This is a genomic window from Micromonospora sp. WMMA1996 (assembly GCF_002573675.1).
GTDB classification, from domain to species: Bacteria; Actinomycetota; Actinomycetes; order Mycobacteriales; family Micromonosporaceae; genus Micromonospora; species Micromonospora sediminicola.
Map to the genome: position 1 here is coordinate 2137442 of NZ_PDHU01000001.1, position 21752 is coordinate 2159193.

24 protein-coding genes are annotated in these 21752 nt (G+C 74.3%); 15 read left to right on the forward strand and 9 right to left on the reverse strand.

All coding sequences use genetic code 11. The features are described 5' to 3' along the window. The first annotated feature begins 11 nt into the window (after window positions 1-11). The 3 genes from COO58_RS10260 to COO58_RS10270 all read left to right on the forward strand — a co-directional run bounded on the left by COO58_RS10260 (window position 12) and on the right by COO58_RS10270 (window position 3604). Window positions 12-1076 carry an ABC transporter ATP-binding protein gene (locus COO58_RS10260; protein WP_098744768.1) on the forward strand — a complete coding sequence of 355 codons (1065 nt, stop codon included), beginning with the start codon at window positions 12-14 and terminating at the stop codon, window positions 1074-1076. A gap of 74 nt (window positions 1077-1150) precedes the next feature. Continuing rightward, the gene (locus COO58_RS10265; RefSeq protein ID WP_098746233.1) at window positions 1151-2158 is read left to right on the forward strand and encodes an ABC transporter ATP-binding protein; all 1008 of its coding nucleotides are present in this window, start codon (window positions 1151-1153) and stop codon (window positions 2156-2158) included. Between the two features lie 153 nt (window positions 2159-2311). Next, complete coding sequence (locus COO58_RS10270) at window positions 2312-3604, forward strand: GAF domain-containing protein (RefSeq protein WP_098744769.1); 1293 nt, start codon at window positions 2312-2314, stop codon at window positions 3602-3604. Between the two features lie 5 nt (window positions 3605-3609). On the opposite strand, the gene heR is transcribed toward COO58_RS10270, so the two are convergent. Beyond that, window positions 3610-4377, reverse strand: a complete 768-nt coding sequence (gene heR / locus COO58_RS10275) for a heliorhodopsin HeR (RefSeq protein WP_091574347.1) — start codon at window positions 4375-4377, stop codon at window positions 3610-3612. A 118-nt stretch (window positions 4378-4495) separates the two neighbouring features. Here heR and COO58_RS10280 point away from each other — a divergent pair, with 118 nt between their 5' ends. Beyond that, on the forward strand, window positions 4496-5914 hold the full coding sequence (locus tag COO58_RS10280; protein WP_091574348.1) for an RtcB family protein: 1419 nt from the start codon (window positions 4496-4498) through the stop codon (window positions 5912-5914). 6 nt (window positions 5915-5920) lie between these two features. On the opposite strand, the gene COO58_RS10285 is transcribed toward COO58_RS10280, so the two are convergent. Continuing rightward, window positions 5921-6349, reverse strand: coding sequence for an archease (locus tag COO58_RS10285; protein WP_091574349.1), 429 nt, complete (start codon window positions 6347-6349; stop codon window positions 5921-5923). A 69-nt stretch (window positions 6350-6418) separates the two neighbouring features. Here COO58_RS10285 and COO58_RS10290 point away from each other — a divergent pair, with 69 nt between their 5' ends. Further along, on the forward strand, window positions 6419-6778 hold the full coding sequence (locus COO58_RS10290) for a hypothetical protein (RefSeq protein WP_091574350.1): 360 nt from the start codon (window positions 6419-6421) through the stop codon (window positions 6776-6778). 146 nt (window positions 6779-6924) lie between these two features. Here the strand turns inward: COO58_RS10290 and COO58_RS10295 are convergent, their stop codons facing one another. After that, window positions 6925-7536, reverse strand: coding sequence for a LysE family translocator (locus COO58_RS10295; RefSeq protein WP_091574351.1), 612 nt, complete (start codon window positions 7534-7536; stop codon window positions 6925-6927). 29 nt (window positions 7537-7565) lie between these two features. On the opposite strand from COO58_RS10295, the gene COO58_RS10300 reads away from it, so the two are divergent. Continuing rightward, window positions 7566-9032, forward strand: coding sequence for a PLP-dependent aminotransferase family protein (locus tag COO58_RS10300; protein ID WP_091574352.1), 1467 nt, complete (start codon window positions 7566-7568; stop codon window positions 9030-9032). A 95-nt stretch (window positions 9033-9127) separates the two neighbouring features. Here COO58_RS10300 and COO58_RS10305 read toward each other — a convergent pair whose 3' ends face one another. Then, window positions 9128-10102, reverse strand: a complete 975-nt coding sequence (locus COO58_RS10305) for a YafY family protein (RefSeq protein ID WP_098744771.1) — start codon at window positions 10100-10102, stop codon at window positions 9128-9130. A 44-nt stretch (window positions 10103-10146) separates the two neighbouring features. Here COO58_RS10305 and COO58_RS10310 point away from each other — a divergent pair, with 44 nt between their 5' ends. Then, the gene (locus tag COO58_RS10310) at window positions 10147-10623 is read left to right on the forward strand and encodes a hypothetical protein (RefSeq protein WP_098744772.1); all 477 of its coding nucleotides are present in this window, start codon (window positions 10147-10149) and stop codon (window positions 10621-10623) included. Then, window positions 10623-11078, forward strand: a complete 456-nt coding sequence (locus tag COO58_RS10315) for a hypothetical protein (RefSeq protein ID WP_091574355.1) — start codon at window positions 10623-10625, stop codon at window positions 11076-11078. Before COO58_RS10310 ends, COO58_RS10315 begins: the two co-directional genes overlap by 1 nt. Here COO58_RS10315 and COO58_RS10320 read toward each other — a convergent pair. Then, window positions 11053-11730: a TetR/AcrR family transcriptional regulator gene (locus tag COO58_RS10320; RefSeq protein ID WP_091574356.1), complete on the reverse strand. Its 678-nt coding sequence runs from the start codon at window positions 11728-11730 to the stop codon at window positions 11053-11055. The genes COO58_RS10315 and COO58_RS10320 overlap by 26 nt on opposite strands. 126 nt (window positions 11731-11856) lie before the next feature. On the opposite strand from COO58_RS10320, the gene COO58_RS10325 reads away from it, so the two are divergent. From COO58_RS10325 to COO58_RS10345, 5 genes are all read left to right on the forward strand, one after another. Next, window positions 11857-13356: an NAD(P)/FAD-dependent oxidoreductase gene (locus tag COO58_RS10325; protein ID WP_098744774.1), complete on the forward strand. Its 1500-nt coding sequence runs from the start codon at window positions 11857-11859 to the stop codon at window positions 13354-13356. After that, complete coding sequence (locus COO58_RS10330) at window positions 13349-14254, forward strand: SDR family oxidoreductase (RefSeq protein WP_091574358.1); 906 nt, start codon at window positions 13349-13351, stop codon at window positions 14252-14254. Before COO58_RS10325 ends, COO58_RS10330 begins: the two co-directional genes overlap by 8 nt. Further along, window positions 14251-15105: an alpha/beta fold hydrolase gene (locus tag COO58_RS10335; RefSeq protein WP_098744775.1), complete on the forward strand. Its 855-nt coding sequence runs from the start codon at window positions 14251-14253 to the stop codon at window positions 15103-15105. The genes COO58_RS10330 and COO58_RS10335 overlap by 4 nt, the downstream gene beginning before the upstream one ends. 75 nt (window positions 15106-15180) lie before the next feature. Next, window positions 15181-15849, forward strand: a complete 669-nt coding sequence (locus COO58_RS10340) for a GntR family transcriptional regulator (protein WP_098744777.1) — start codon at window positions 15181-15183, stop codon at window positions 15847-15849. Then, complete coding sequence (locus COO58_RS10345) at window positions 15846-17123, forward strand: nitrate/nitrite transporter (protein WP_098744778.1); 1278 nt, start codon at window positions 15846-15848, stop codon at window positions 17121-17123. The genes COO58_RS10340 and COO58_RS10345 overlap by 4 nt, the downstream gene beginning before the upstream one ends. Window positions 17124-17128: 5 nt before the next feature. Here COO58_RS10345 and COO58_RS10350 read toward each other — a convergent pair whose 3' ends face one another. Then, complete coding sequence (locus tag COO58_RS10350; protein ID WP_098746235.1) at window positions 17129-17542, reverse strand: hypothetical protein; 414 nt, start codon at window positions 17540-17542, stop codon at window positions 17129-17131. Window positions 17543-17673: 131 nt separating this feature from the next. On the opposite strand from COO58_RS10350, the gene COO58_RS10355 reads away from it, so the two are divergent. Both COO58_RS10355 and COO58_RS10360 read left to right on the forward strand, forming a co-directional pair. After that, on the forward strand, window positions 17674-18762 hold the full coding sequence (locus tag COO58_RS10355; protein ID WP_098744780.1) for an S-(hydroxymethyl)mycothiol dehydrogenase: 1089 nt from the start codon (window positions 17674-17676) through the stop codon (window positions 18760-18762). Beyond that, the gene (locus COO58_RS10360) at window positions 18759-19388 is read left to right on the forward strand and encodes an MBL fold metallo-hydrolase (protein ID WP_091574364.1); all 630 of its coding nucleotides are present in this window, start codon (window positions 18759-18761) and stop codon (window positions 19386-19388) included. The genes COO58_RS10355 and COO58_RS10360 overlap by 4 nt, the downstream gene beginning before the upstream one ends. 10 nt (window positions 19389-19398) lie before the next feature. On the opposite strand, the gene tsaA is transcribed toward COO58_RS10360, so the two are convergent. From tsaA to COO58_RS10375, 3 genes are read right to left on the reverse strand one after another with little or no spacing between them, the layout of a single operon-like run. Further along, window positions 19399-19809 carry a tRNA (N6-threonylcarbamoyladenosine(37)-N6)-methyltransferase TrmO gene (tsaA, locus tag COO58_RS30460; protein ID WP_091574365.1) on the reverse strand — a complete coding sequence of 137 codons (411 nt, stop codon included), beginning with the start codon at window positions 19807-19809 and terminating at the stop codon, window positions 19399-19401. After that, complete coding sequence (locus tag COO58_RS30465) at window positions 19806-20747, reverse strand: sensor histidine kinase (RefSeq protein ID WP_098744781.1); 942 nt, start codon at window positions 20745-20747, stop codon at window positions 19806-19808. Before COO58_RS30465 ends, tsaA begins: the two co-directional genes overlap by 4 nt. Then, window positions 20744-21604, reverse strand: a complete 861-nt coding sequence (locus COO58_RS10375; RefSeq protein WP_176558785.1) for an MEDS domain-containing protein — start codon at window positions 21602-21604, stop codon at window positions 20744-20746. The genes COO58_RS30465 and COO58_RS10375 overlap by 4 nt, the downstream gene beginning before the upstream one ends. Between the last annotated feature and the right edge of the window lie 148 nt (window positions 21605-21752).

Genomic DNA, 21752 nt, shown 5'->3' on the forward strand with positions numbered 1-21752 from the left:
GAGGGTTCGACATGGTGGAGTTTCCGGCGCCGCGACGCGGCGAGGATCCGTACCTGCGGGTCCGGGATCTGCGGGTGCGGTTCGACACCGAGGACGGTGTGGTCCGGGCTGTGGACGGGGTGTCGTTCGCCGTGGAGCGGGGTCGCACGCTCGGGATCGTGGGCGAGTCCGGTTCCGGTAAGAGCGTCACGTCGTTGGCGATTCTGGGTCTGCACAACTCCAAGCGGGCGTCCATCACCGGGGAGATCTCGGTGGGTGGGCGTCAGTTGGTGGGTCTGCCGGAGGAGGAGGTGCGGCGGCTGCGGGGTCGGGACATGGCGATGATCTTCCAGGATCCGCTCTCCGCGTTGCACCCATACTACACGGTCGGGAAGCAGATCGCCGAGGCGTACCGGGTGCACCACCCGAAGGCCGGTAGGCGGGAGGCGCGTGCGCGGGCGGTGGACATGTTGGGCCGGGTGGGGATTCCGCAGCCGGCGCGGCGGTTCGAGCAGTATCCGCACGAGTTCTCCGGCGGGATGCGGCAGCGGGCGATGATCGCGATGGCCCTGGTCAACGATCCGGATCTGGTGATCGCCGACGAGCCGACGACGGCGTTGGATGTGACGGTGCAGGCGCAGATCCTGGACCTGCTCAATGATCTTCAGGAGGAGTTCCGTTCGGCGATCATCCTGATCACCCACGATCTGGGTGTGGTCGGTCAGGTGGCCGACGACGTGCTTGTCATGTACGGCGGTCGGGCGGTGGAGCACGGCAGTGTGGAGCAGGTGTTGCGGCGGCCGCAGCACCCGTACACGTGGGGGTTGTTGTCGAGCGTGCCGTCGTTGCACGGTGACGCGGACGCGGACCTGGTGCCGATCCCCGGCAACCCGCCGTCGTTGATCAACCTGCCGCCGGGGTGCGCGTTCCATCCCCGCTGCCGCTATGCCGACGTCAACGGCGACCGGTCCCGCACCGAGGTACCGGAGCTGGGTTCGGCGGGGGTGGCAGGGCATCTGGTGGCGTGTCATCTGCCGGTCGCCGCGCGGGAGCGGATCTACCGCGACGAGGTAGCCCAGGTGGGGGTGGCCCGATGAACGTTGTGCCGAACGGACACACGCCGGTGGCCGGCACGTCGGAGGCGGGCCGCGAACCGGGCGGCGCCGCCCGGATCGCGGCTGAGCCGTTGCTGTCGGTGCGAGGGCTGACCAAGCACTTCCCGGTGCGGCAGGGCCTACGGGGTAAGGCGGCGGTGCGGGCGGTCGACGGTCTGGACTTCGACGTCCGCCCGGGCGAGACGTTGGGTCTGGTCGGGGAGTCGGGGTGTGGGAAGACCACGACCGGGCGGATGCTGGTGCGGCTGCTGGAACCCACCGCCGGCAGCATCACCTTCGCCGGGCGGGACATCACCCACGCCCGCCGAGGCGCGTTGCGGCCGCTGCGGCAGGACCTGCAGATCATCTTCCAGGACCCGTACGCGTCGTTGAACCCCCGCCACACCGTCGGGCGGATCGTGGCCATGCCCCTGCAGGTCAACAACATCACCCCACCCGGCGGCGTCAAGAAACGCGTACAGGAACTGCTGGAACTGGTCGGACTCAACCCCGAGCACTACAACCGCTACCCGCACGAGTTCTCCGGCGGACAACGCCAACGCATCGGCATCGCCCGCGCCCTGGCCCTCAAACCCAAACTCATCGTCGCCGACGAACCCGTGAGCGCCCTCGACGTGTCCATCCAGGCCCAGGTCATCAACCTCCTGCGCGACCTGCAACGCGACCTCGACCTGGCGTTCGTGTTCATCGCCCACGACCTGGCCGTGGTCCGGCACTTCTGCCACCGCGTCGCCGTCATGTACCTCGGCACCATCGTCGAGATCGGCGACCGCGACACCATCTACACCCGCCCGCAACACCCCTACACCCGCGCCCTGCTCTCGGCCATCCCCGACGTCACCACCCTCGGCCCCGCCGGCCGTATCCGCCTCACCGGCGACGTCCCCACCCCCCTGGACCCACCCAGCGGCTGCCGCTTCCGCACCCGCTGCTGGAAAGCCACCGACCGCTGCGCCACCGAAACACCCGCCCTGACCACCCGCGACGGCGGCACCCAACTCACCGCCTGCCACCACCCGGAGAGCGGAACACCGCTCGACGCGGCGGAGGCCGGACGCACCTGACCCGGGCCGGGCGGCGACCGCGGTCGGGCGAGGCTCACGGCGGGGCGCGGACCGGCGGTCGGGTGGCCTCCCCGACTTCCCCGTACGCTGGCGACCGTCACCACGGTGAGCCGTCCCCGGTTCGACCCGGCCGTACTGAGAGGGAACCACAGCATGACGGCGGTACCAGGCCAGCGACCCGCTCCAGCGACTCGACCGAACGCGGGCCATGCCGCGGAGGACGATCTGCGGCAGCTGTTCGGGCAGTCCATCGCCGTCTTCGCCGCGCTTGCCGGACCCACGCACGTGGTGGAGGCAGCGAATCCGGCGTTCCTCGCCACCATCGGTGAGGAGCGGGCGCGCACCGGGGTGGCCATCGCCGAGTTGATGCCCGAGTTGGCGGAACAGGGCTTCCTCGCGCTGTTGGACGAGGTCTACCGCACGGGAGAGCCCTACACCGGTCGGGACGCCCGGGTGGTGCTCGGCGCCGGCGCACAGGCGCGGGAGGCATTCTTCGACTTCACCTACGAGCCGCGTCACGACGCCGACGGCGCCGTGACCGGGATCCGGGTGATCGGCGTGGAGACCACCCAGGTCAAGCACGCCCAGCGGCTGATGGCCGAGCACCGTGCCCTGCTGGAGCAGATCGCCCGCCAGGCGCCCCTGCCCGAGGTGCTCGACGGCATGGCCCGCTGCATCGAGAACCTGGCCCCGCAGGAGGTGCTCGTCTCCGTTCTGCTCGCCGACCCCGACGGCCGGCACCTGCGCCACGGCGCCGCGCCGAGCCTGCCCGACTTCTACAACCAGGCCATCGATGGGATCGCCACCGGCGAGGGCGTGGGCTCCTGCGGCACGGCCGCCCACCGGCGCGAACCGGTCATCGTCACCGACATCGCCGCCGATCCGTTCTGGGACGACTTCCGCGGGCTCGCCGAGCGGGCCGGGCTGGCCGCCTGCTGGTCGACACCGATCCTGGCGCGCGACGGCAGCCTGCTGGGCACCTTCGCCATCTACCACCGCACGCCGCGGATCCCGAAGGACACGGATCTCGCCCTGATCCAGGTCTTCACCGGCACCGCGGCCCTGGCCATCGAACGCCACCACATCGAACAGGCGAAGGTGGCCGCCGAGGCCCGCGCCAGAGCCGCCCACGACCAGCTGGCCGAGGCGGTGCGCGCGGAGCGGGAACTGCGCGGCGAGGCCGAGCGGCGCGCCGCCACCGCCGCGGAACTCGCGGCCCGAATGCGTGCCGCCGCCGCCGCGCAGGCCGCCCGGCCACGCCCCGAGCGTTGCCAGCTCGGCGGGGACCCGGGATGCACCGCCGCGGCCGAGATCAAGGTCGCCGATTCGTGGGGCGACTCGGCGTGGGGTTGCCCGATCCACGTCGAGGAGGCGATTCTCCACGTCCGGTCGGTGTTCATCGCCAGCGAGGAACTCGGCGGCCTCGCCGGCTACCTCAACCGCTGACGACCTCAGCCGCGGAGCACGTTGGCGTAGATGAGCCAGGCCAGCGCGGACTTGGCCGCCAGGCTGAGCACGAGGTACGAGACCTCGCCGTAGCGGTAGTCCCGCCACCGGCCGCGCCGGGTGTACTGCAGCGCCATGTTGACCGCGAAGGTCGCGAAGAGCAGGAACTGCACGATGATGATCGCCCACACGAAACCGGGAATCTCCGGCGGCTGGGCGACGTAGACGGCGATCGCGAGCCAGGGCGCCGCGCCGACCAGCGAACCGAACCAGAACGCGCTCCAGTCGGCACGGCCCGGTGTCTGCTGCCGCTCCATCAGGAGACCGAACAGGATCATCGCGGTGTTCGCGGCGAAGATCCCGATCACCGCCGCGAGATCACGGATCCCGACGAACAGACCGATCAGCACGATCATGATCGACGCGCTGACCGAGTACTCGATCCATCGCGCGTAGTTGGCCCGCCGATCCAGGTTGCGCTCGTACCAGCGGTGCACGCGTGGGGCGGCGGTCACGACGTGGTCGACCGCGGCGAGCAGCAGGAACACCGCCACCGCCGGCCCGACGGCGATCCGGAAGGCCACGTCCGGGACGGTGGCGTCCCGCAGGGTCACCGGGTCCGCCGTCAGGTACGACGCGGTCACCGGCAGGGACAGGTCGTTGCTGGCCGCCCACATCCAGGCACCTTCGGCGGCCAGCAGCGCACCGACCAGCACGTTGACGACACGCAACCGCCGGTAGCGGTTCCCGCCCGCCTCGGCGTGATGCCCCATGGGCGTCACCTTAGGCAGCCCGGGTGGCCACCAACCCACATTCCGCTCGGGCCGGTCACCCGGAAGAGGTGACGCGAACCCGCGTGTAGCGGTCCGGGGGGCGGGTAGCCGGCCCACCATGGACCTGGTCGAGGAGTCGCCGTACCGGTTCCGGATCGACCGGCGCGAGGAGATGCGGGTCCCGGGCGTGGTGTACGCCTCGCCCGCGCTGCTGCCCGACGCCGGGTCGGACCGGTCCCTGGAGCAGGTCGCGAACGTGGCCACGCTGCCCGGCATCGTCGGCGCCTCGTACGCCATGCCGGACGTGCACTGGGGCTACGGTTTCCCCATTGGCGGGGTGGCGGCCACCGACGTGGCGGCCGGTGGTGTGGTCTCGCCCGGCGGCGTCGGCTTCGACATCTCCTGCGGGGTGCGGCTGCTCACCGCGGACCTGGACCGGGCGGCCCTGCGCCCCCGGCTGGCCGCGCTCATGGACGGACTCGGGGAGTCCACCCCGCGCGGCATGGGCCGCGGCGCGGTGTGGCACCTGGGCGACCGGGCCGAGCTGGACGCGGTGCTGCGCGGCGGCTCCCGGTACGCGGTCGAGCGTGGCTTCGGCGTGCCCCGGGACCTGGACCGCTGCGAGGACCGGGGCGCGGTCGCCGACGCCGACCCCGCGCGGGTGAGCACGCGGGCGGTCGAGCGCGGCGCCGGCCAGGTCGGCAGCCTCGGCTCGGGCAACCACTTCCTGGAGGTGCAGGCCGTCGAGGAGGTCTACGACGAGCCGGTCGCCGCCGCGTTCGGGCTGCGCGCCGGGCAGGTGTGCGTGATGATCCACTGTGGTTCGCGCGGGCTGGGCCACCAGATCTGCACCGACCACGTGCGGGCCATGGAAGGCGTGATGCCGGGGTACGGCATCGACGTGCCGGACCGGCAGCTGGCCTGCGCGCCGGTCACCTCGCCCGAGGGGCGCGCGTACCTGGGGGCGATGGCGGCGGCGGCCAACTACGCCCGGGCCAACCGGCAGCTGCTGGCCCACGCCGCGCGCCAGGTCTTCGCCCGGGTCGTCGGCTGCGACCTCGACCTGGTGTACGACGTGTCGCACAACCTCGCCAAGATCGAGGAGCACCGGGTGGACGGGACGTCGCGCCGGCTCTGCGTACACCGCAAGGGTGCCACCCGGGCCCTGCCGCCCGGCCATCCCGACCTGCCCGATGATCTGCGTCCGGTGGGCCAGCCGGTGCTCATCCCGGGCTCGATGGGCACCGCCTCGTACGTCCTCACCGGCGTGCCGGACGCGCCGGCCTGGGCCTCGACCTGCCACGGCGCGGGCCGCGTCCGCAGCCGCACCCAGGCCAGCCGGGCGGTACGCGGGCACGACCCGCGGCGCGAGCTGGCGGCGCGGGACGTCGAGGTGCGCGGAGCGTCCCGGCGCGGCCTGGCCGAGGAGATGCCGGAGGCGTACAAGGACGTGGCCGCCGTGGTGGCCGTGGCCGAGGGCGCCGGCCTGTGCGCGAAGGTGGCCCGGCTGGTCCCGCTCGGCGTGGTCAAGGGCTGAGCGGGCTCACACGTCCAGCGTCACCGCGCACTCCCAGCCGCCCGGCGCCGGCCCGAACCGCAGCTCGTGCAGCGACACCGCCTTCGGCACGGCGCCGACCAACTCGACCGCGTCCGTGCCGGTGGTGCGCCACCGCACCGTGAGGCCGCCGTCGGCGGCCGGGTGGACCTCCGTGCCGAGCGGCAGTTCGCCCTCGGTCTCCATCCGGAAGATCACCTCGTCGAGGACGCCGACCAGCAGGTCACCGTCGTGGGCCGGCGGCACCCGGAACTCCGAGGACCCGGTCGCCGTCGCCGAGGCGGTGTCCACGAACGTGTCGACGAGCGCCGCCACCGCCTCGGCCACGCAGCCCTCCCGATCCGGCGCCCACGCCTCGATCCGGACGTCGGCGGTGTGCGGCACGCAGCGGTGTCCCCGGGCCGGTCGGTGCGCCATGTCCCGATCATCGCGCCCCCGGGCGGAGGCGGCCGGGGTTTCGTCGTACCGGGCGGTTAGGGTGCGCCCGTGATCGCCGACGACTCCGATGCCGTGACCGTGGTCTTCCTGCGCATGATGCGCGCCGAGCTGCGGGCCGAGCGGGTGGGGGAGGACTCCCTCGGCCGCACCGTCGAGCTGGCGCGACGGTGGTGGGGCACCGCCGACGCGCGACTGGCCGACGCGCTGCGCGAGCTGCACGCCGAGCCGGTCGACGACACCGACCCGTCCGCGTCGGCCGCCGCCGGCCCGCTCACCCCGCCCGATCCGCGCGGCGCCGCGCTGGCCCGCTTCGCCGCCAACGCCCGCCGGCTGCGCACCGGCGAGATCAGCCCGGCCGAGTTCGACGAGATCATGGGCGCCGACGACCCGGACCGGCCGGCGACCTGACCCGCTGCTCCCCAACCGCGCCGTTGCCACCCTCGCCCATCCATCTGTCGATCATGAAGTTGACCGCGTCGAATCAGGCAATTCGCGCCGTCAACTTCATGATCGACCTGTGAAGGGCAGGGCCGGACGGGCGGCGTGGAGGCGTTTTAGCGTGCGGTGAGGGCCAGGCCGAGACCCAGCGCGAGGAAGCTGCCCGCGAAGCCGTGTCGCAGCAGCGCGGTGAGCCGAGGTCGGGACAGCACACGCCGGCGCAGCGCGCCGGCCAGGAGCGCGTACCCGGCGAAGACCACCAGCGTGACCAGCATGAACACCAGGCCGCAGAGCAGCATGCGGGCGGGGGCGGCGGGGGCGTCCGGGGGCACGAACTGGGGCAGGAACGCCACGAAGAAGACCGTGACCTTCGGGTTCAGCAGGTTCAGCAGGACCCCGTCACGGAACACGGTCGCCGCCGGGCGGGGCGCCCGCTCACCGTCCACCACCAGCGGTCCGCGTTCGCGCAGCGCCGACCAGGCCATCCAGAGCAGGTATGCCACCCCCAGCCAGGTCACCACCCGGAACGCCGGGGTGCCGGCGCGCAGCAGGGCGGCCAGACCGGTCACCGCGGCGATCAGGTGCGGGACGAGGCTGAGCGTGCAGCCGGCGGCGGCGACGAGACCGGCCCGGCGTCCGGCGGCGACCGCGGAGGCGATCGTGTGCACCACCCCGGTTCCGGGGGTGATCACCACGACCAGCGTGGTCAGCAGAAAGGCGATACTCATGCCGTCCAGCCTGCGGCCATAATGGCCCCATGGGCAGGGCCAAAGACACCACGTCGGAGGGGTCCATAACGGCCGGTGCCGACTTCCTTCAGCTGGACATCGGCCAGGCGCCGCCGGGCGGCCGAGCGGACTGGCTGGCCGCCCGGCTGCGGGCCGCCATCGCCGACGGCCGGGTGCCGGTGGGCGCACGGCTGCCGGCCACCCGGGTGCTCGCCGGTGAGCTGGGCGTCTCCCGGGGCGTGGTCACCGAGGCCTACCAGCGGTTGGGCGAGGACGGCCACGTGGCCGGCCGGGGCCGGGCCGGGACGGTCGTGGTGGCCACCCCGGCCGCCGTGGTGGGCCGGCCGCCCACGCCGCGCCGCCCGCCGCAGGTGTTCACCGGCCGGCCGGGCGTCGAAGTGTTCGACGCGCTGCGGGCGGCGCCGGCGGAGGTGGACCTGACGCCCGGCGTACCGGACCTGGCGGCCTTCCCCCGCGCGGCCTGGCTGCGCGCCGAGCGGACCGTGCTGGACCGGCTGACGCCCGCCGCCCTCGGCTATGGTGACCCGACCGGCACGCCGGCGCTGCGGCTCGCGGTCGCCAACTGGCTGGCCCGCAACCGGGGCATCCGGGTCGACCCGGCCGAGGTGGTGGTCGTCGCCGGGGTGTCGCAGGCGCTCGGGCTGCTCGCCCAGGTGCTGCACGCCCACGACGTGCACACGGTCGCGGTGGAGGATCCCGGGTCGCTCGGCGTCCGGCAGCACCTGGCCAACTGGGGGCTGGCGATCCCCCCGGTGCCGGTGGACGACCAGGGCCTGCGGGTCGACCTGCTGGCGGCCACCGGGGCCCCGGCCGTGCTGCTGACGCCGGCGCACCAGTTCCCGACCGGGGTGGTGCTCGACGGCGAGCGGCGTCGCCGGCTGCTGGCCTGGGCCCGCGACGGCGGCCTGGTGGTGGAGGACGACTACGACGCCGAGCACCGCTACGACCGACCGCCGGTGCCGGCGTTGCGCGGCATGCTGCCGGACCGGGTCTGCTACACCGGCAGTGTCTCGAAGCTGCTGGCGCCGGCGCTGCGGATCGGTTGGATGCTGGTGCCGCCCCGGCTGCACGCCGACGTGGTGGCGGCCAAGCGGATGGCGGATCTCGGCAACGCCGCGCTGCCGCAGCTCGTGCTGGCCGAGCTGATGGAGTCGGGTGCGATGGAGCGGCACCTGCGGATGCTGCGGCACCGGCACGTGCGCCGCCGCGACGCGATGATCCGGGCGGTCCGGGCCCACCTGCCCGGCGCGGTGGTGCACGGCGCCGCCGCCGGCCTGCATCTGCTGGTCACACTGCCCGACGCGGTGGACGACGTCGCGCTGGCGGCCGAGGCGTTGCGCCGGGGCGTCAAGGTGCAGCCGCTGTCCTGGCACGGCCAGCGTCCGCAGCCGCCCGGCCTGGTCCTCGGCTACGCCGCCACCGCCCCCTCGGAGATCGACCGCGCCGTGGCCACCCTGGCCCACTGCCTCCCCTGACCACCCTCGCCCGTCGATCAAGGAGTTTGCGTCGAGTTCAGGCGCCCGAGAGGACGCAAACTCCTTGATCGACGAGGGCTGGGGAGGGGGCGGGGTCAGGGTGAGGGGTAGAGGGCGGTCAGGGCGGCTGCGGTTTCGGTCAGGCGGCGGCGCAGCGGCTCGGGGGAGAGGACCTCCACCTCGGCGCCGAGGCGGAGCAGGTCGCCGTGCGCGTGGGTCAGCGACTCGATGGGAATCACCGCCCGCACCCAACCCGCCTCGTCGGGCGGGCCGGCGCTCGCCTCGGCCGCGGCGACCACCACGTCGCTGCCGACCTCACGCAGCCGCGCGAACCCGCGTGGCGAGAGCCGCACGGCGGCCTCGTCCCGGTGCAGGCCGGCCCGGAACGCGACCACGTGCGCCCGCCACCAGCCCGGCAGGTCGAACTCGGGCCGGTCGAACGGTTCGTCGAGCGGGGTGAGGTCGAGGATCTGGTTGACCCGGTAGGTGGCCGGCTCGGCCCGGTCCGGCCGGGCGGCGACCACGTACCAGCGGCCGCCCTTGAGCACCAGGCCGTACGGTTCGAGCACCCGCGTCACCTCGCCCCGCCAACCGCGGTAACGCACCCGGATCCGGTGCTCCCGCCACACCGCCTCGGCGGCCTCGGTCAGGTGCGGCGAGGGGTCGCCGTCGGAGTACCAGCCCGGCGTGTCCAGGTGGAACCGCTGCTCCAGCCGCGCGGCCCGGTCGGCCAGCGGGGTCGGGAGCGCGGCACGCACCTTGAGCTGCACGGCGGCCACGACCGACTGGTAGCCCAACTCGGCGGCCGGACCGGGGAGCCCGGCGAAGAGCAGCCGGTCGGCCTCCTCGACGGTCAGGCCGGTCAGCCGGGTCCGCCAGCCCTCCACCAACCGGTAACCGCCGGCGTGCCCGGCCTCGCCGTACAACGGGATGCCGGCGGCGTGCAGCGCCTCGACGTCCCGGTAGATCGTGCGGACCGACACCTCCAGACGGGCGGCCAGGTCGGCGGCGGTGAGGCGGCCGTGCGCCTGCAGGAGCAGCAGGATGGACAGGAGTCGACTGGCCCGCATTCCACTGACAGTAGCTGTCAGGGGAGTGGTCCTACCGTGCGGCCATGGCTTTCCACGACAAGGAGCTGACCGTGCCGGGAACCGTCGAGGTCACCGGCCGGCACGTCAAGCGTTACCACATCGACCAGCCGGACCGTCGGCTCGAGGCGCGGGTGGTCGACGCCGCCTACGCGTACCTGCCGTCCCTGCTGCCCGCGCCGGACCCCACCACCCCGCCGGCGAGCTGGGTGGTGCTGCACCGGGGCGCGGACACCGGCGCGTACCTGCTGGCGTACAGCTGGTTCTTCGACAACGTCGTCCAGTGCCGCATCGCGATCGCCGGGCAGCCCGCGCTGGACTGCCCGGACGACGACCCGGCGCACTTCGTCGACCTGGACCGGCCCGGCGTGGGCTGCGTCTGGGAGCTGGGCGTGCTCGAGCACGAGCGGACCGCCTGGATCCGGCACGTGCTCGCACCGGACACACCCGACCTGGCCGGCTATCTGGCCGACGCGCGCGCCGAGGGGCCGGTGGGGCGCTGATGGGCGACTTCGACTTCTTCGTCGGCACCTGGGACGTGACCAACCGGCGGCTGCGGGAGCGCCACGTCGGCGGCGACGACTGGGACGAGTTCCCCGGCACCAGCGAGGCACGCTCGTTCTTCGACGGCGCCGGCAGCTTCGACGAGATCCGCTTCCCGACCCAGGGCTTCTCGGGCTCCACCGTGCGGCTGCTCGACCCGGCGACCGGGCTGTGGTCGATCTGGTGGATGAACAGCCGGCGCGGGGTGCTGGAGCAGCCGCCGGTGGTGGGCCGGTTCACCGACGGCGTCGGCACGTTCTACGCCGACGACAGCGACGAGGGGCGGCCGGTGCGCTGCCGGTTCCTCTGGTCGGCGATCACGCCGACCTCCTGCCGTTGGGAGCAGGCGTTCTCCACCGACGGTGAGCGTACCTGGGAGACCAACTGGATCATGGAGTTTCGGCGGGCGGCCTGACCGGTGGCGTGGTGGTCCGGTAGATCGCGGTCAGCCAGACGTCGAGCAGCACGTCGACGACGTCCCGCTCGGCCACGGCCGGGCCGTCGCCGGCGAAGGTCGCGTACCAGACCCGTTCGTTCATCGAGTTGAGCGCGATGGCGAGGTCCCGGGCGGGCAATCCGTCCGGGGCCGCGCCGCGCGCGCGTTCCACCTCGATCGCGGCCTGCACCGCGCGCACCCAGCGTTCCAGGACCTCGGCCCAGAGCCGCCGCACCTCGGCGTTGGTGCCACGCACCTGGGCGCAGGCAAGCACCACGTCCCGGTGGCCGCCGAAGGCGGCGTGGAACCGGGCGATCAGCTCCCGCCAGCGGGCGCGCGGGTCCTCGGCGAGGCGGTCGAGCACGTCGCCGGCGGCGGCGTTCGCCTCCTCGGTCACCCGGTCGAGCAGGGTGAGCAGCACCGCGTCCTTCGACGGGAAGTAGAAGTAGAACGTGGGGCGGGAGATGCCGGCGCCCCGGGCCAGGTCGTCGATGGAGATGTCGCCGAACGGGCGCTCGCGCAGCAGCCGCTCGGCGGTGGCCAGGATCGCCGTCTCCCGGTCGTCACCGGTGGACCGGCCGGCCCGCCGCCCGCGCGGTACGGCCCCGGTCGGCGTGCGCGCACTGGTCATGTCGGCCGATGCTACACCCGCTCGACACCCTGTCGAATCGAATCGACAGGGTGTTGACTGGCCTCGACGGCGGTGGATAGTGTCCGGTCCACCGCCGGGAGAACCGCGGGGAGAACGGGAGAAGCCATGGCCTCCGACCACGTCGACGTCCTCATCGTCGGTGCCGGCCTGTCCGGCATCGGGGCCGCCGTCCACCTGGGACGCGAGTGTCCCGGCAAGACCTACGCGGTGCTGGAGGCCCGGGACGCCATCGGCGGCACGTGGGACCTGTTCCGCTACCCGGGCATCCGCTCCGACTCGGACATGTACACCCTCGGCTACGCGTTCAAGCCGTGGACCGACCCGAAGGCCATCGCCGACGGCGACTCGATCCGGGCGTACGTGCGGCAGACCGCCCGCGAGTACGACGTGGAGCGGCACATCCGCTTCCGCCACCGGGTCGTGCGCGCCGAGTGGGACAGCGCCACCGCCCGCTGGACCGTGCGCGCGCACCGCGACGACACCGGCGAGGACGTGACGCTCACCTGCGCGTTCCTGTTCACCAACTCCGGTTACTACCGCTACGACGAGGGCTACACGCCCCGGTTCCCCGGCGTCGAGCGCTACGCCGGCACGCTGGTGCACCCGCAGCACTGGCCCGACGACCTGGACTACGCCGGCAGGCGGGTGGTGGTGATCGGCAGCGGCGCCACCGCGGTCACCCTGGTCCCGGCGATGGCCGAGCGGGCCGCCCACGTCACCATGCTCCAGCGCTCACCCACGTACGTGATCTCGCTGCCGTCGCGCGATCCGTTCGCCGACGCCGCGCGACGCTGGCTGCCCCCGAAGGCCGCGTACGCGGTGGCGCGCTGGAAGAACGTCACGCTCGGGGTGGCCAACTTCCAGCTCAGCCGGCGCGCCCCCGGCCTGGTGAAGCGGTTCCTGCGCCGGGCCGCCAAGGGTCGCCTCCCGGTCGGCTACGACGTCGACCGGCACTTCTCGCCCCGCTACGACCCCTGGGACCAGCGGCTCTGCGTGGTGCCCGACGGGGACCTGTTCACCGCGCTGCGCGAGGGCCGGGCCGCGGTGGTGACCGACACCATCGAGACGTTCACCGAACGCGGCATCCGGCTCGCCTCCGGCACGGAGCTGCCGGCCGACGTCGTGGTCACCGCCACCGGCCTCAACCTGCTGGCGCTCGGCGGCATGACGCTGGTGGTCGACGGCGCCGAGGTCGACCTGGCCCGGACGATCGCCTACAAGGGCATGATGCTCTCCGGGGTGCCCAACTTCGCCATGACGATCGGCTACACCAACGCCTCCTGGACGTTGAAGGCCGACCTGGTCGCCACCTACGTCTGCCGGCTGCTGCGGCACCTCGACGACACCGGCCAGCAGATCGTCACCCCGCTCGCCCCGGACACCGACGACCTGGAGCCGATCATCGACCTGAAGTCCGGGTACGTGCTGCGCGCCGTCGACCAGCTGCCCAAGCAGGGCCCGCAGGCGCCGTGGCGGCTGCACCAGAACTACCCCCGGGACGTACGGCTGATGCGGCACGGTCCGCTGACCGACGGCGTACGGTTCGCCCGGGCCGGCACGCCGGTCGCCGCGGCGGTGGCGACCTCGGGAGGAACCGATGCGTGACCTGGAGTTCGCCGGCGGCACGGCGGTGCTCACCGGCGCGGCGAGCGGCATCGGCGCGGCGCTGGCCCACGGGCTGGCCCGGCGCGGCGCGGACCTGGTCCTGCTCGACCGGGACGCCGACGGCCTGGCGACGGTCGTCGCGGCGATCCGGGCCGCCCACCCCGACCGGCGGGTGCAGACCCACGTGGTCGACCTCGCCGACGCCGACGCCACGGACCGGGTGGCCGCGGAGATCCACCGCGCGCATCCCCGGATCCGGCTGCTGGTCAACAACGCCGGCGTCGCGCTGGGCGGCCGGTTCGACCAGGTGACACTGGAGGAGTTCCTCTGGGTCATCGAGATCAACTTCCGGGCGGTGGTGCGGTTGACCCACGCGCTGCTGCCCGCGCTCAAGACCGAACCGGGTTCCCACCTGGTCAACGTCTCCAGCCTGTTCGGCCTCATCGCCCCGGCCGGACAGGCCGCGTACGCGGCGAGCAAGTTCGCCGTGCGCGGCTTCACCGAGGCGCTGCGGCACGAGCTGGTCGACGACGGCATCGGCGTCACCTCGGTGCATCCCGGCGGCATCCGGACCCGGATCGCCGCCAGCGCCCGGGTGGGCAGCGGCGTCTCCGTCGAGGAGTACGAGGTCGGCCGCCGCCAGTTCGAGAAACTGCTCACCATCGACCCGGCGACCGCCGCCGAGGTGATCCTGCGCGGCGCGCGGCGGCGTCGGGGCCGGGTGCTGATCGGCTGGTCGGCGAAGCTGCCCGACCTGCTCGCCCGGATCGCGCCGGCCGGGTACGGCAAGGTGCTGGCCCTGGGCATGCGCCCGCGTCCGGCCCGGGTGCCGGCACCGCGCCCGCCCGCCACCGACCCGGCCCCGACGGCCGCTGCGGAGCCCGGACGGCCGGCGTGACCGTCGCCCTGCCGCCGGCCGACGACCGCGCCGTCGACGGGCGGCGGATGCGCTGCCGGATCACCGGCGACGGCCCGCCGGTGCTGCTGCTGCACGGCATCGGCCGCACGCTCGACGACTTCACCGCGCTGCACACGGCGCTGGCCCGGGACCACCGGGTGCTCGCCGTCGATCTGCCCGGGCACGGCGGTTCCGCGCCGCTGGACGGGACGCACACGCTGCCGGCGCTCGCGGCGGCGGTGGCCGGGTTCCTGGACGCGGCCGGCGTCACCGGCCCGGCCCACCTGGTCGGCAACTCCCTCGGCGGGGCGGTGGCCATGCGCCTGGCCGTGGACGCGCCGCACCGGGCGGCCAGCCTGGCGTTGCTCAACAGCGCCGGCTTCGGCCAGGAGGTGACCGTCGCGCTGCGGCTGCTCGCGGTGCCCCCGCTGGCCCGGCTGCTGCTGCGCCCGCACCCGGCGATCGCCCGCCGCACCGAGCGGGCCATCTTCGTCGACCCGGCGTACGTCACCGAGGAGCGGATCGCCGCCGCGCTCGCGGTGGCCCGGCAGCCGCACGCCGCCCGGGTGATGCGGGAGCTGGTCCGCGACCTGGGCACCTGGCGTGGGGTACGCCCGCAGTGGCGCGCCGAGCTGCTCGACGCGGTCGCCGCGCTGGACCTGCCCATCCTGCTCGTCTGGGGCGACCGTGACCTGATCCTGCCCGCCGCGCACCTCGGGTACGCGCGGAGCCGGCTGCCCCGGGCGCGCGGCCACCTGTTCCGCGACACCGGGCACATGCCGCAGATCGAGCGCACCGCCGAGGTGGAGAGCCTGCTGCGGGACCTCTGGGCGGGCGCGTCCGCGGCGTGACCCCGGCGCGTGGTCCGCGCCACGCTCCCCGGTGCCGGCGGCGCCCGCCCGCTCGCGGCGGCGCATCATAGATACATGACGCATCCCAGCCCGGTCGCCGGTGCGCGCCCCGCCGTCCCGTCCGCCGCCGAGCGGGCCTACCGGCACCTCAAGCAGGCGATCCTGGAACAGGTCTACCCGGGTGGTCAGCTCGTCAGCGAGGGCGAGATCGCCGAGGCCACCGGGGTCTCCCGCACCCCGGTGCGGGAGGCGCTGCTGCGGCTGGAGTCCGAGGGTCTGGTCCGGCTCTACCCGAAGCGGGGCGCGTTGATCCGACCGGTCTCCGCCCGGGAGATCGCCGACGTCATCGAGGCCCGCCGCCTCGTCGAGCTGCACGCCGCCGAGCGGGTCTGGCCACGTCGCGCCGCGCTCCGCGCCGACCTGGCCCGTTGGCTCGACGAGATGCGCCGGGCACACGCCGCCGGCGACCTCACCGCGCTGATGGCCGCCGACCGGGCCTTCCACGCGGCCGTCGTGGAGGCCGCCGGTAACGAGATCCTGGCCGAGCTCTACCACCGGCTGCGCGACCGGCAGCTGCGGATGGGCGAGGCCAGCTTCCGCCTCTCGCCCGGCTGGGCCGAGGTCGCCCTGGCCGAGCACGCCGGCCAGCTCGCCGCACTCGACGGCGACGACCCGCAGGCGTGGCGCGACGCCGTCGCCGGCCACATCGACACCGCCGCGACCATGCTCGGGGCGTTGCGGTGAGCGTCGCCCGCCGGCCGGCCGCCCTGATCTACGCGGTGGCCGTGACCGCGTACGTGGCCGCCGTGTTCCACCGCAGCTCGCTCGGCGTCACCGGGGTCGACGCGGCGGACCGTTTCCACATCAACGCCGCCGCGCTGGCCACCTTCTCCGTCGCCCAGCTCGCCGTCTACGCGGCCATGCAGATCCCGGTCGGGGTGCTGCTGGACCGTTACGGCTCGCGCCGGCTGCTGCTGGCCGGCGCCGCGCTGATGGTGGCCGGGCAGCTCGTGTTCGCCGTCGCCACCGACGTACGCCTCGCGGTCGCGGCCCGGGTGCTGGTCGGCCTCGGCGACGCGATGACGTTCATCAGCGTGCTGCGGATCGTGGCGTTCTGGTTCCCCGGCCGGCGCAACCCGCTGCTGGTGCAGCTCACCGGCACCATCGGGCAGCTCGGCGCGGTGCTCGGCGCCGTACCCCTGGTGGCGCTGCTGCACCACGCCGGCTGGACGCCGGCGTTCCTCACCGCGGCGGCGCTCGGCGTCACCGTGCTGCTGCTCGTCCTCGTCGCGGTCCGCGACACCCCGCACGCCGAGCACACCACCGCGCTCGCGCCCGACCTGGCCACCGTACGCCGGCAGCTGGCCGACGCCTGGGCGCAGCCCGGCACCCGCCTGGGCCTGTGGACGCACTTCGTCACCCAGTTCTCCGGCGCGGTGTTCGCGCTGCTGTGGGGCTACCCGTTCCTCGTGCAGGGGCAGGGCTTCTCACCCACCGCGGCGGCCGGGTTGCTCACCCTGATGACGCTGGTGACCCTGGCGTGCGGCCCGGTGGTGGCGCACCTGTGCGCCCGGCACCCGTTCCACCGCTCGGTGGTCGTCTTCACCATCACCGCCGCCACCGCCGCCGTCTGGGCGGTGGTGCTGGCCTGGCCCGGCCGCGCCCCGCACGGGCTGCTGGTGGCGCTGGTGGTGGTCCTCGCGGTCAACGGCCCCGGCTCGGTGATCGGGTTCGACTACGCCCGGACGTTCAACCCGGTGCACCGCATCGGCAGCGCCACCGGGATCGTCAACGTCGGCGGGTTCGTCGCGTCGATCGTGCTGATCCTCGCCGTCGGCGTGGTGCTCGACCTGGCCACCCCGGCCGGCGCCGGCACCCCGCCGCTGTCGGCGTTCCGCTGGGCGTTCGCCGTGCAGTACCTGCTCTGGGCGCTCGGCGCGGTGCAGGTGCTGCGCTACCGCAACGCCGCCCGCCGCCGGCTGGCCGCCGAACGCGCCGCGGTGCCCGTGCCGGCCTGAGGGGGTCAGCGCCGCCGGCGGATGAGCGAGTCCAGCACCAGCGTCAGGCCCGCACCGACCAGCCACACGTCCTTGGCCAGCCCGATGCCCGCCTGGCTGGGCCGCAGGCTGGTGCCCTCCCGCATCCCGGGCGTCTTGAGGTAGAGCTGCACCAGCCCGGCGCCGAACGCGGTCAGCCCGGCGCCGGCCAGCAGGGACGGCACGAACGGCGCCAGCAACGCCACGCCCAGCGCCGTTTCGGCGCGGGACAGCAACATGGCGAACCGGTCCGGCGGGATCTGGCGCAGCTGCGGCAGCGCGCCGACCGCCATGCCGTGCATCCCCGCCGCGGCCTCGCCCTCCAGGTTCCGCTTGGAGAGCCCGGAGTTCAGGATGTACGCGCCGATGGCGATGCGCAGCGGGGCGTGCGTCAACCTCATGATCACTCCTTGTCCGAGGTGCGGGCCCTGCGCGTACCCGGTGACGGGCGGGGCATTCCGCCGGTCGGCGCCGGGCCGCCGGCGATGATCGGCGGTAGGTTCGGCACAGGACCTGAACGAAGGAGACGACCGTGAGCCAGGAAGTCCGGGGAGTCGTGTCGCGGCGCAAGGGCGCGCCCGTGGAGGTCACCACGATCGTGGTGCCCGACCCGGGGCCGGGCGAGGCGGTGGTCCGCGTCCAGTCCTGCGGCGTGTGCCACACCGACCTGCACTACCGCGAGGGCGGCATCAACGACGACTACCCGTTCCTGCTCGGCCACGAGGCCGCCGGCATCGTCGAGCAGGTGGGCGACGGCGTCACCGACGTGGCCCCCGGCGACTTCGTGGTGCTCAACTGGCGGGCGGTCTGCGGGCAGTGCCGGGCCTGCCGGCGCGGCCGCCCCTGGTACTGCTTCGCCACCCACAACGCGGCGCAGAAGATGACCCTGACCGACGGCACCGAGCTGTCGCCCGCGCTCGGCATCGGCGCGTTCGCCGAGAAGACGCTCGTGCACGCCGGCCAGTGCACCAAGGTCGACCCGTCGGCCCGGCCCGCCGCCGTCGGCCTGCTCGGCTGCGGCGTGATGGCCGGCCTCGGCGCGGCCATGAACACCGGCGGGGTGACCCGGGGCGACTCCGTCGCGGTGATCGGCTGCGGCGGCGTCGGCGACGCCGCGGTGGCCGGCGCGGCCCTGGCCGGCGCGACCACGATCGTCGCGGTCGACACCGACTCCCGCAAGCTCGACTGGGCGCGCCGGTTCGGCGCCACCCACACCGTCAACGCCTCCGAGGACGACCCGGTCGAGGCGATCCGCGCCGCCACCGGCGGATTCGGCGCCGACGTGGTGATCGACGCGGTCGGCCGCCCGGAGACCTGGAAGCAGGCCTTCTACGCGCGCGACCTCGCCGGCACGGTCGTGCTGGTCGGCGTGCCCACCCCGGAGATGACCGTCGACCTGCCGCTGCTCGACGTGTTCGGGCGCGGCGGCGCGCTCAAGTCCAGCTGGTACGGCGACTGCCTGCCCAGCCGCGACTTCCCGATGCTCACCGAGCTGTACCGGCAGGGCCGGCTGGACCTGGACGCGTTCGTCACCGAGGAGATCGCGCTGGACCAGGTCGAGGAGGCGTTCACCCGGATGCACCACGGCGACGTGCTGCGCTCGGTGGTGGTCTTCCCGTGACCGCCCACGTCGACCACGCCGTCACGTCCGGCACGTTCTCCCTGGACGGGCAGACCTTCGACGTGGACAACAACGTCTGGGTGATCGGCGACGACACCGAGTGCGTCGTCGTCGACGCGCCGCACGACGTGGCCGCGATCCGCGCGGTGGTCGGCGACCGCCGCGTGCTGGCGATCCTGGCCACCCACGCCCACGACGACCACGTCCGGGTCGCTCCCGAGCTGGCCCGGGCCACCGGCGCGCCGGTCCTGCTGCACCCGGCCGACCGGGTGCTGTGGGACCAGGTCCACCCCGACACGCCACCGGACGGCGACCTCACCGACGGGCAGACCGTCACCGTCGGCGGGGCCACGCTGCGGGTCCTGCACACGCCCGGCCACAGCCCGGGAGCGTGCAGCCTGTACGCCCCGGAGCTGGGCGCGGTCTTCACCGGCGACACCCTGTTCGCCGGCGGTCCCGGCGCCACCGGCCGTTCCTACAGCGATTTCGGCGCCATCGTCGAGTCCATCCGCACCCGGCTGCTCACCCTGCCGCCGGAGACGGTGGTGCACACCGGGCACGGCGACGACACCAGCGTCGGCGCCGAGGCGCCGCACCTTCAGGAGTGGATCGCCCGGGGCCACTGAGCCGGGCGGCTCAGCGTTCCCCGTCGAGCACCGGCTTGAGGTCGACGACGGGCGTGCCGTCCAGCGCCTCCAACGCGTCCACCCGCACCCGGGCGCCGGTCACCTCGAGCAGGCGTACCCGGTGCACGCCGACCGGGTTGGGGCGGTGCGGCGAGCGGGTGGCGAACACCCCGGCCTCCGCGCGGGTGAGGTCACCGCGCGGGTGCACCGTGAGGACGTCCCGCCGGGCCCGGTCCAGCCAGGTCAGCACCAGCACCTCCGCGCCCGGGCGCAGGCCCGCCAGCGCCGGGAGGTACGCCTCGTCGAACACCAGCCACGCCTGCGGCGCGCCCTCGTCGCCCTGACAGGGCGCGGTGGCCGGATCGGTCAACGACGACTCCACCCGGCCGACCGGGCGGAGCAGGTGTGCGGGCGTCGTCACGCGGTGTCCCCTCTCCGCAGGTGCAGCCGGACGGTGGTGCCGGCGACCCCGGTGTGCACCCGCACCAGGTCGCACAGGGCGTGCACGATGACCAGGCCGCGCCCGCCGATGCCGTCGTGCCCGGGAGCGAGCCGACCGGCCAGCGGGTCGGACAGCCGGCCGTCGTCGTGGACCTCGCACACCACGTGCCGGTCGGTGAGCCAGAACCGCAGCGTCCCCGACCCGGCGGCGTGGGCGACGCTGTTGGTGGCCAGCTCGGTGACCGCGATCTGCAGGTCGGCCACCCGGTCCGCGTCCAGCCCGCCGGCGCTCGCGTGCCCGGCGACGAAGCGGCGGACCTCCGGCAGCGTGTCCAGGGTGTAGCGGAGCACCGACACCGGCCCGCCGGGTGCGGGCAGCGGTCGGTTGTGCCGCGCGGTCACCTCCGCCGGCGCGTACCCGGCGACGCGGCGGCGCCCACCACGCTCCACGAGCGTCGGATGGGTGCAGCGGGCCTCCGCGAGCACCCCCGGCTCGAGCCGGCCGGCGTCGTACGGGCACAGGACGGTCATCGCCCGGTCCGCCAGGGCCCCGTTGATCGCGGCCTCGTGCTGGGCGCAGGCCGGGTACTCCTCCACCGAGCGTCCGGCCCAGATCGGCTCGCCGATGACCCGCACCCGCCGGCCGGGATGCCGGTCGGCGAACGCCTGGAGCACCCAGGGAATGATCCGTCCCGGGTTGCGCCCGGCCTCGCCCATGTCGGCCCATCCGACCGTGTCCGCTGCCGGCCCGAGCGCGGCGCGCAGCAACGCCAGCCGGGGCGCCGGCGCGGCCACCAGCACCGGCTCACCGGCCGCCAGTCCCTCCTGGACGAACGGCACCGCGACCGCCAGCAGGCTCGCGGCGTCGGTGTAGAACGACAGCTCGTGCCGCAGCCCCACAGCGGTCGGCGCGCTCATGCCGGGGCCCCGGAGGTCACGCCGCCCAGCACGTGCAGCAGCCGGTGCAGCGCCGGTCGGCAGCCGACCAGCCGGATGCCGGTGTGGCTGGCCCGGTCGGCCCGGGCCAGCTCGGTGGCGGCGCCGGCGTCGGCGAAGCTCAGGTCGGTCAGGTCCAGCACCGGCGGCCCGGCCGGCGCGCGTTCCCCGGCGGTCAGGTCGGCGAGCAGCGCGATGAACGCGTCGCGGTTGCTGCGGTCCACCTGCCCCACCAGCCTCAGGCCGGGCGGATCACCCACCCGGTACGCGCGCAGCAGCGGGGACCAGGTGCGCGGCGGACGCGGCCCGGCGGTGCCCGGGTGGGCCGCCGCGAGGATCCGCAACTGCTCGGCGGGGAACCGGCGCCGGTCGTACAGGCACAGACCGGCGACCCGGCTGTCCGGGAAGAGGGGATTGAGCGCCTGTTCGTAGCGGCGCAGCTCGTCGAGGCTCACCGCGGTGCCCAGCACCCACGCCATGTCGCCGCTGAGGCGTACCCCCGGATAGCCCTCCCGCCGGGCCCGGGTGACCTCGTCGCGCACGGCCTCGGCCATGGCGGCCGGGGTCGGCCGGCCCCCGACCAGGAATGCCTCCACGGCGGGCAGGATGCGCAGCTGGCCCGCCGCCACCGCGGCCTCGGTCGGCACGCCGACGGCGTCGACCCGGGCGCGGACCGCCTGCGGCGTGGACGTCTCGGTGAAGCAGACCACCTTGTGGCCGCGGCGCAGCCCGGTGGCGGCGAAACGGCCGACGGTGTCGAGCGCGTCGCCGTCGTCGTCGTGGATCCAGCAGACGTGGTCCCCCAGATCGACCTGGTCGACCACGGTCGTAGCAGTCACGGTGCGAGCCTTCCCGGTGGACGCGTGCCTCACTGTAACGCCGCGCCGGGGCGCCGATCCGCTTGCCCGCCGCGCCGCCGAGGGGTTAGCCTGCCTGTGGACCCGGAAGCTGGCGCACGGCGCCGCCCGACGTCCGATCTCCCCAGGT

Excerpts from the sequence above, each read along its gene's own strand:
- COO58_RS10260 (WP_098744768.1), top strand. The coding sequence starts at position 12 with ATGGTGGAGTTTCCGGCGCCGCGACGCGGCGAGGATCCGTACCTGCGG.
- COO58_RS10270 (WP_098744769.1), top strand. The coding sequence starts at position 2,312 with ATGACGGCGGTACCAGGCCAGCGACCCGCTCCAGCGACTCGACCGAAC.
- heR (WP_091574347.1), bottom strand. The coding sequence starts at position 4,377 with ATGGGGCATCACGCCGAGGCGGGCGGGAACCGCTACCGGCGGTTGCGT.
- COO58_RS10280 (WP_091574348.1), top strand. The coding sequence starts at position 4,496 with ATGGACCTGGTCGAGGAGTCGCCGTACCGGTTCCGGATCGACCGGCGC.
- COO58_RS10285 (WP_091574349.1), bottom strand. The coding sequence starts at position 6,349 with ATGGCGCACCGACCGGCCCGGGGACACCGCTGCGTGCCGCACACCGCC.
- COO58_RS10295 (WP_091574351.1), bottom strand. The coding sequence starts at position 7,536 with ATGAGTATCGCCTTTCTGCTGACCACGCTGGTCGTGGTGATCACCCCC.
- COO58_RS10300 (WP_091574352.1), top strand. The coding sequence starts at position 7,566 with ATGGGCAGGGCCAAAGACACCACGTCGGAGGGGTCCATAACGGCCGGT.
- COO58_RS10305 (WP_098744771.1), bottom strand. The coding sequence starts at position 10,102 with ATGCGGGCCAGTCGACTCCTGTCCATCCTGCTGCTCCTGCAGGCGCAC.
- COO58_RS10310 (WP_098744772.1), top strand. The coding sequence starts at position 10,147 with ATGGCTTTCCACGACAAGGAGCTGACCGTGCCGGGAACCGTCGAGGTC.
- COO58_RS10315 (WP_091574355.1), top strand. The coding sequence starts at position 10,623 with ATGGGCGACTTCGACTTCTTCGTCGGCACCTGGGACGTGACCAACCGG.
- COO58_RS10320 (WP_091574356.1), bottom strand. The coding sequence starts at position 11,730 with ATGACCAGTGCGCGCACGCCGACCGGGGCCGTACCGCGCGGGCGGCGG.
- COO58_RS10325 (WP_098744774.1), top strand. The coding sequence starts at position 11,857 with ATGGCCTCCGACCACGTCGACGTCCTCATCGTCGGTGCCGGCCTGTCC.
- COO58_RS10330 (WP_091574358.1), top strand. The coding sequence starts at position 13,349 with ATGCGTGACCTGGAGTTCGCCGGCGGCACGGCGGTGCTCACCGGCGCG.
- COO58_RS10340 (WP_098744777.1), top strand. The coding sequence starts at position 15,181 with ATGACGCATCCCAGCCCGGTCGCCGGTGCGCGCCCCGCCGTCCCGTCC.
- COO58_RS10350 (WP_098746235.1), bottom strand. The coding sequence starts at position 17,542 with ATGAGGTTGACGCACGCCCCGCTGCGCATCGCCATCGGCGCGTACATC.
- COO58_RS30465 (WP_098744781.1), bottom strand. The coding sequence starts at position 20,747 with ATGAGCGCGCCGACCGCTGTGGGGCTGCGGCACGAGCTGTCGTTCTAC.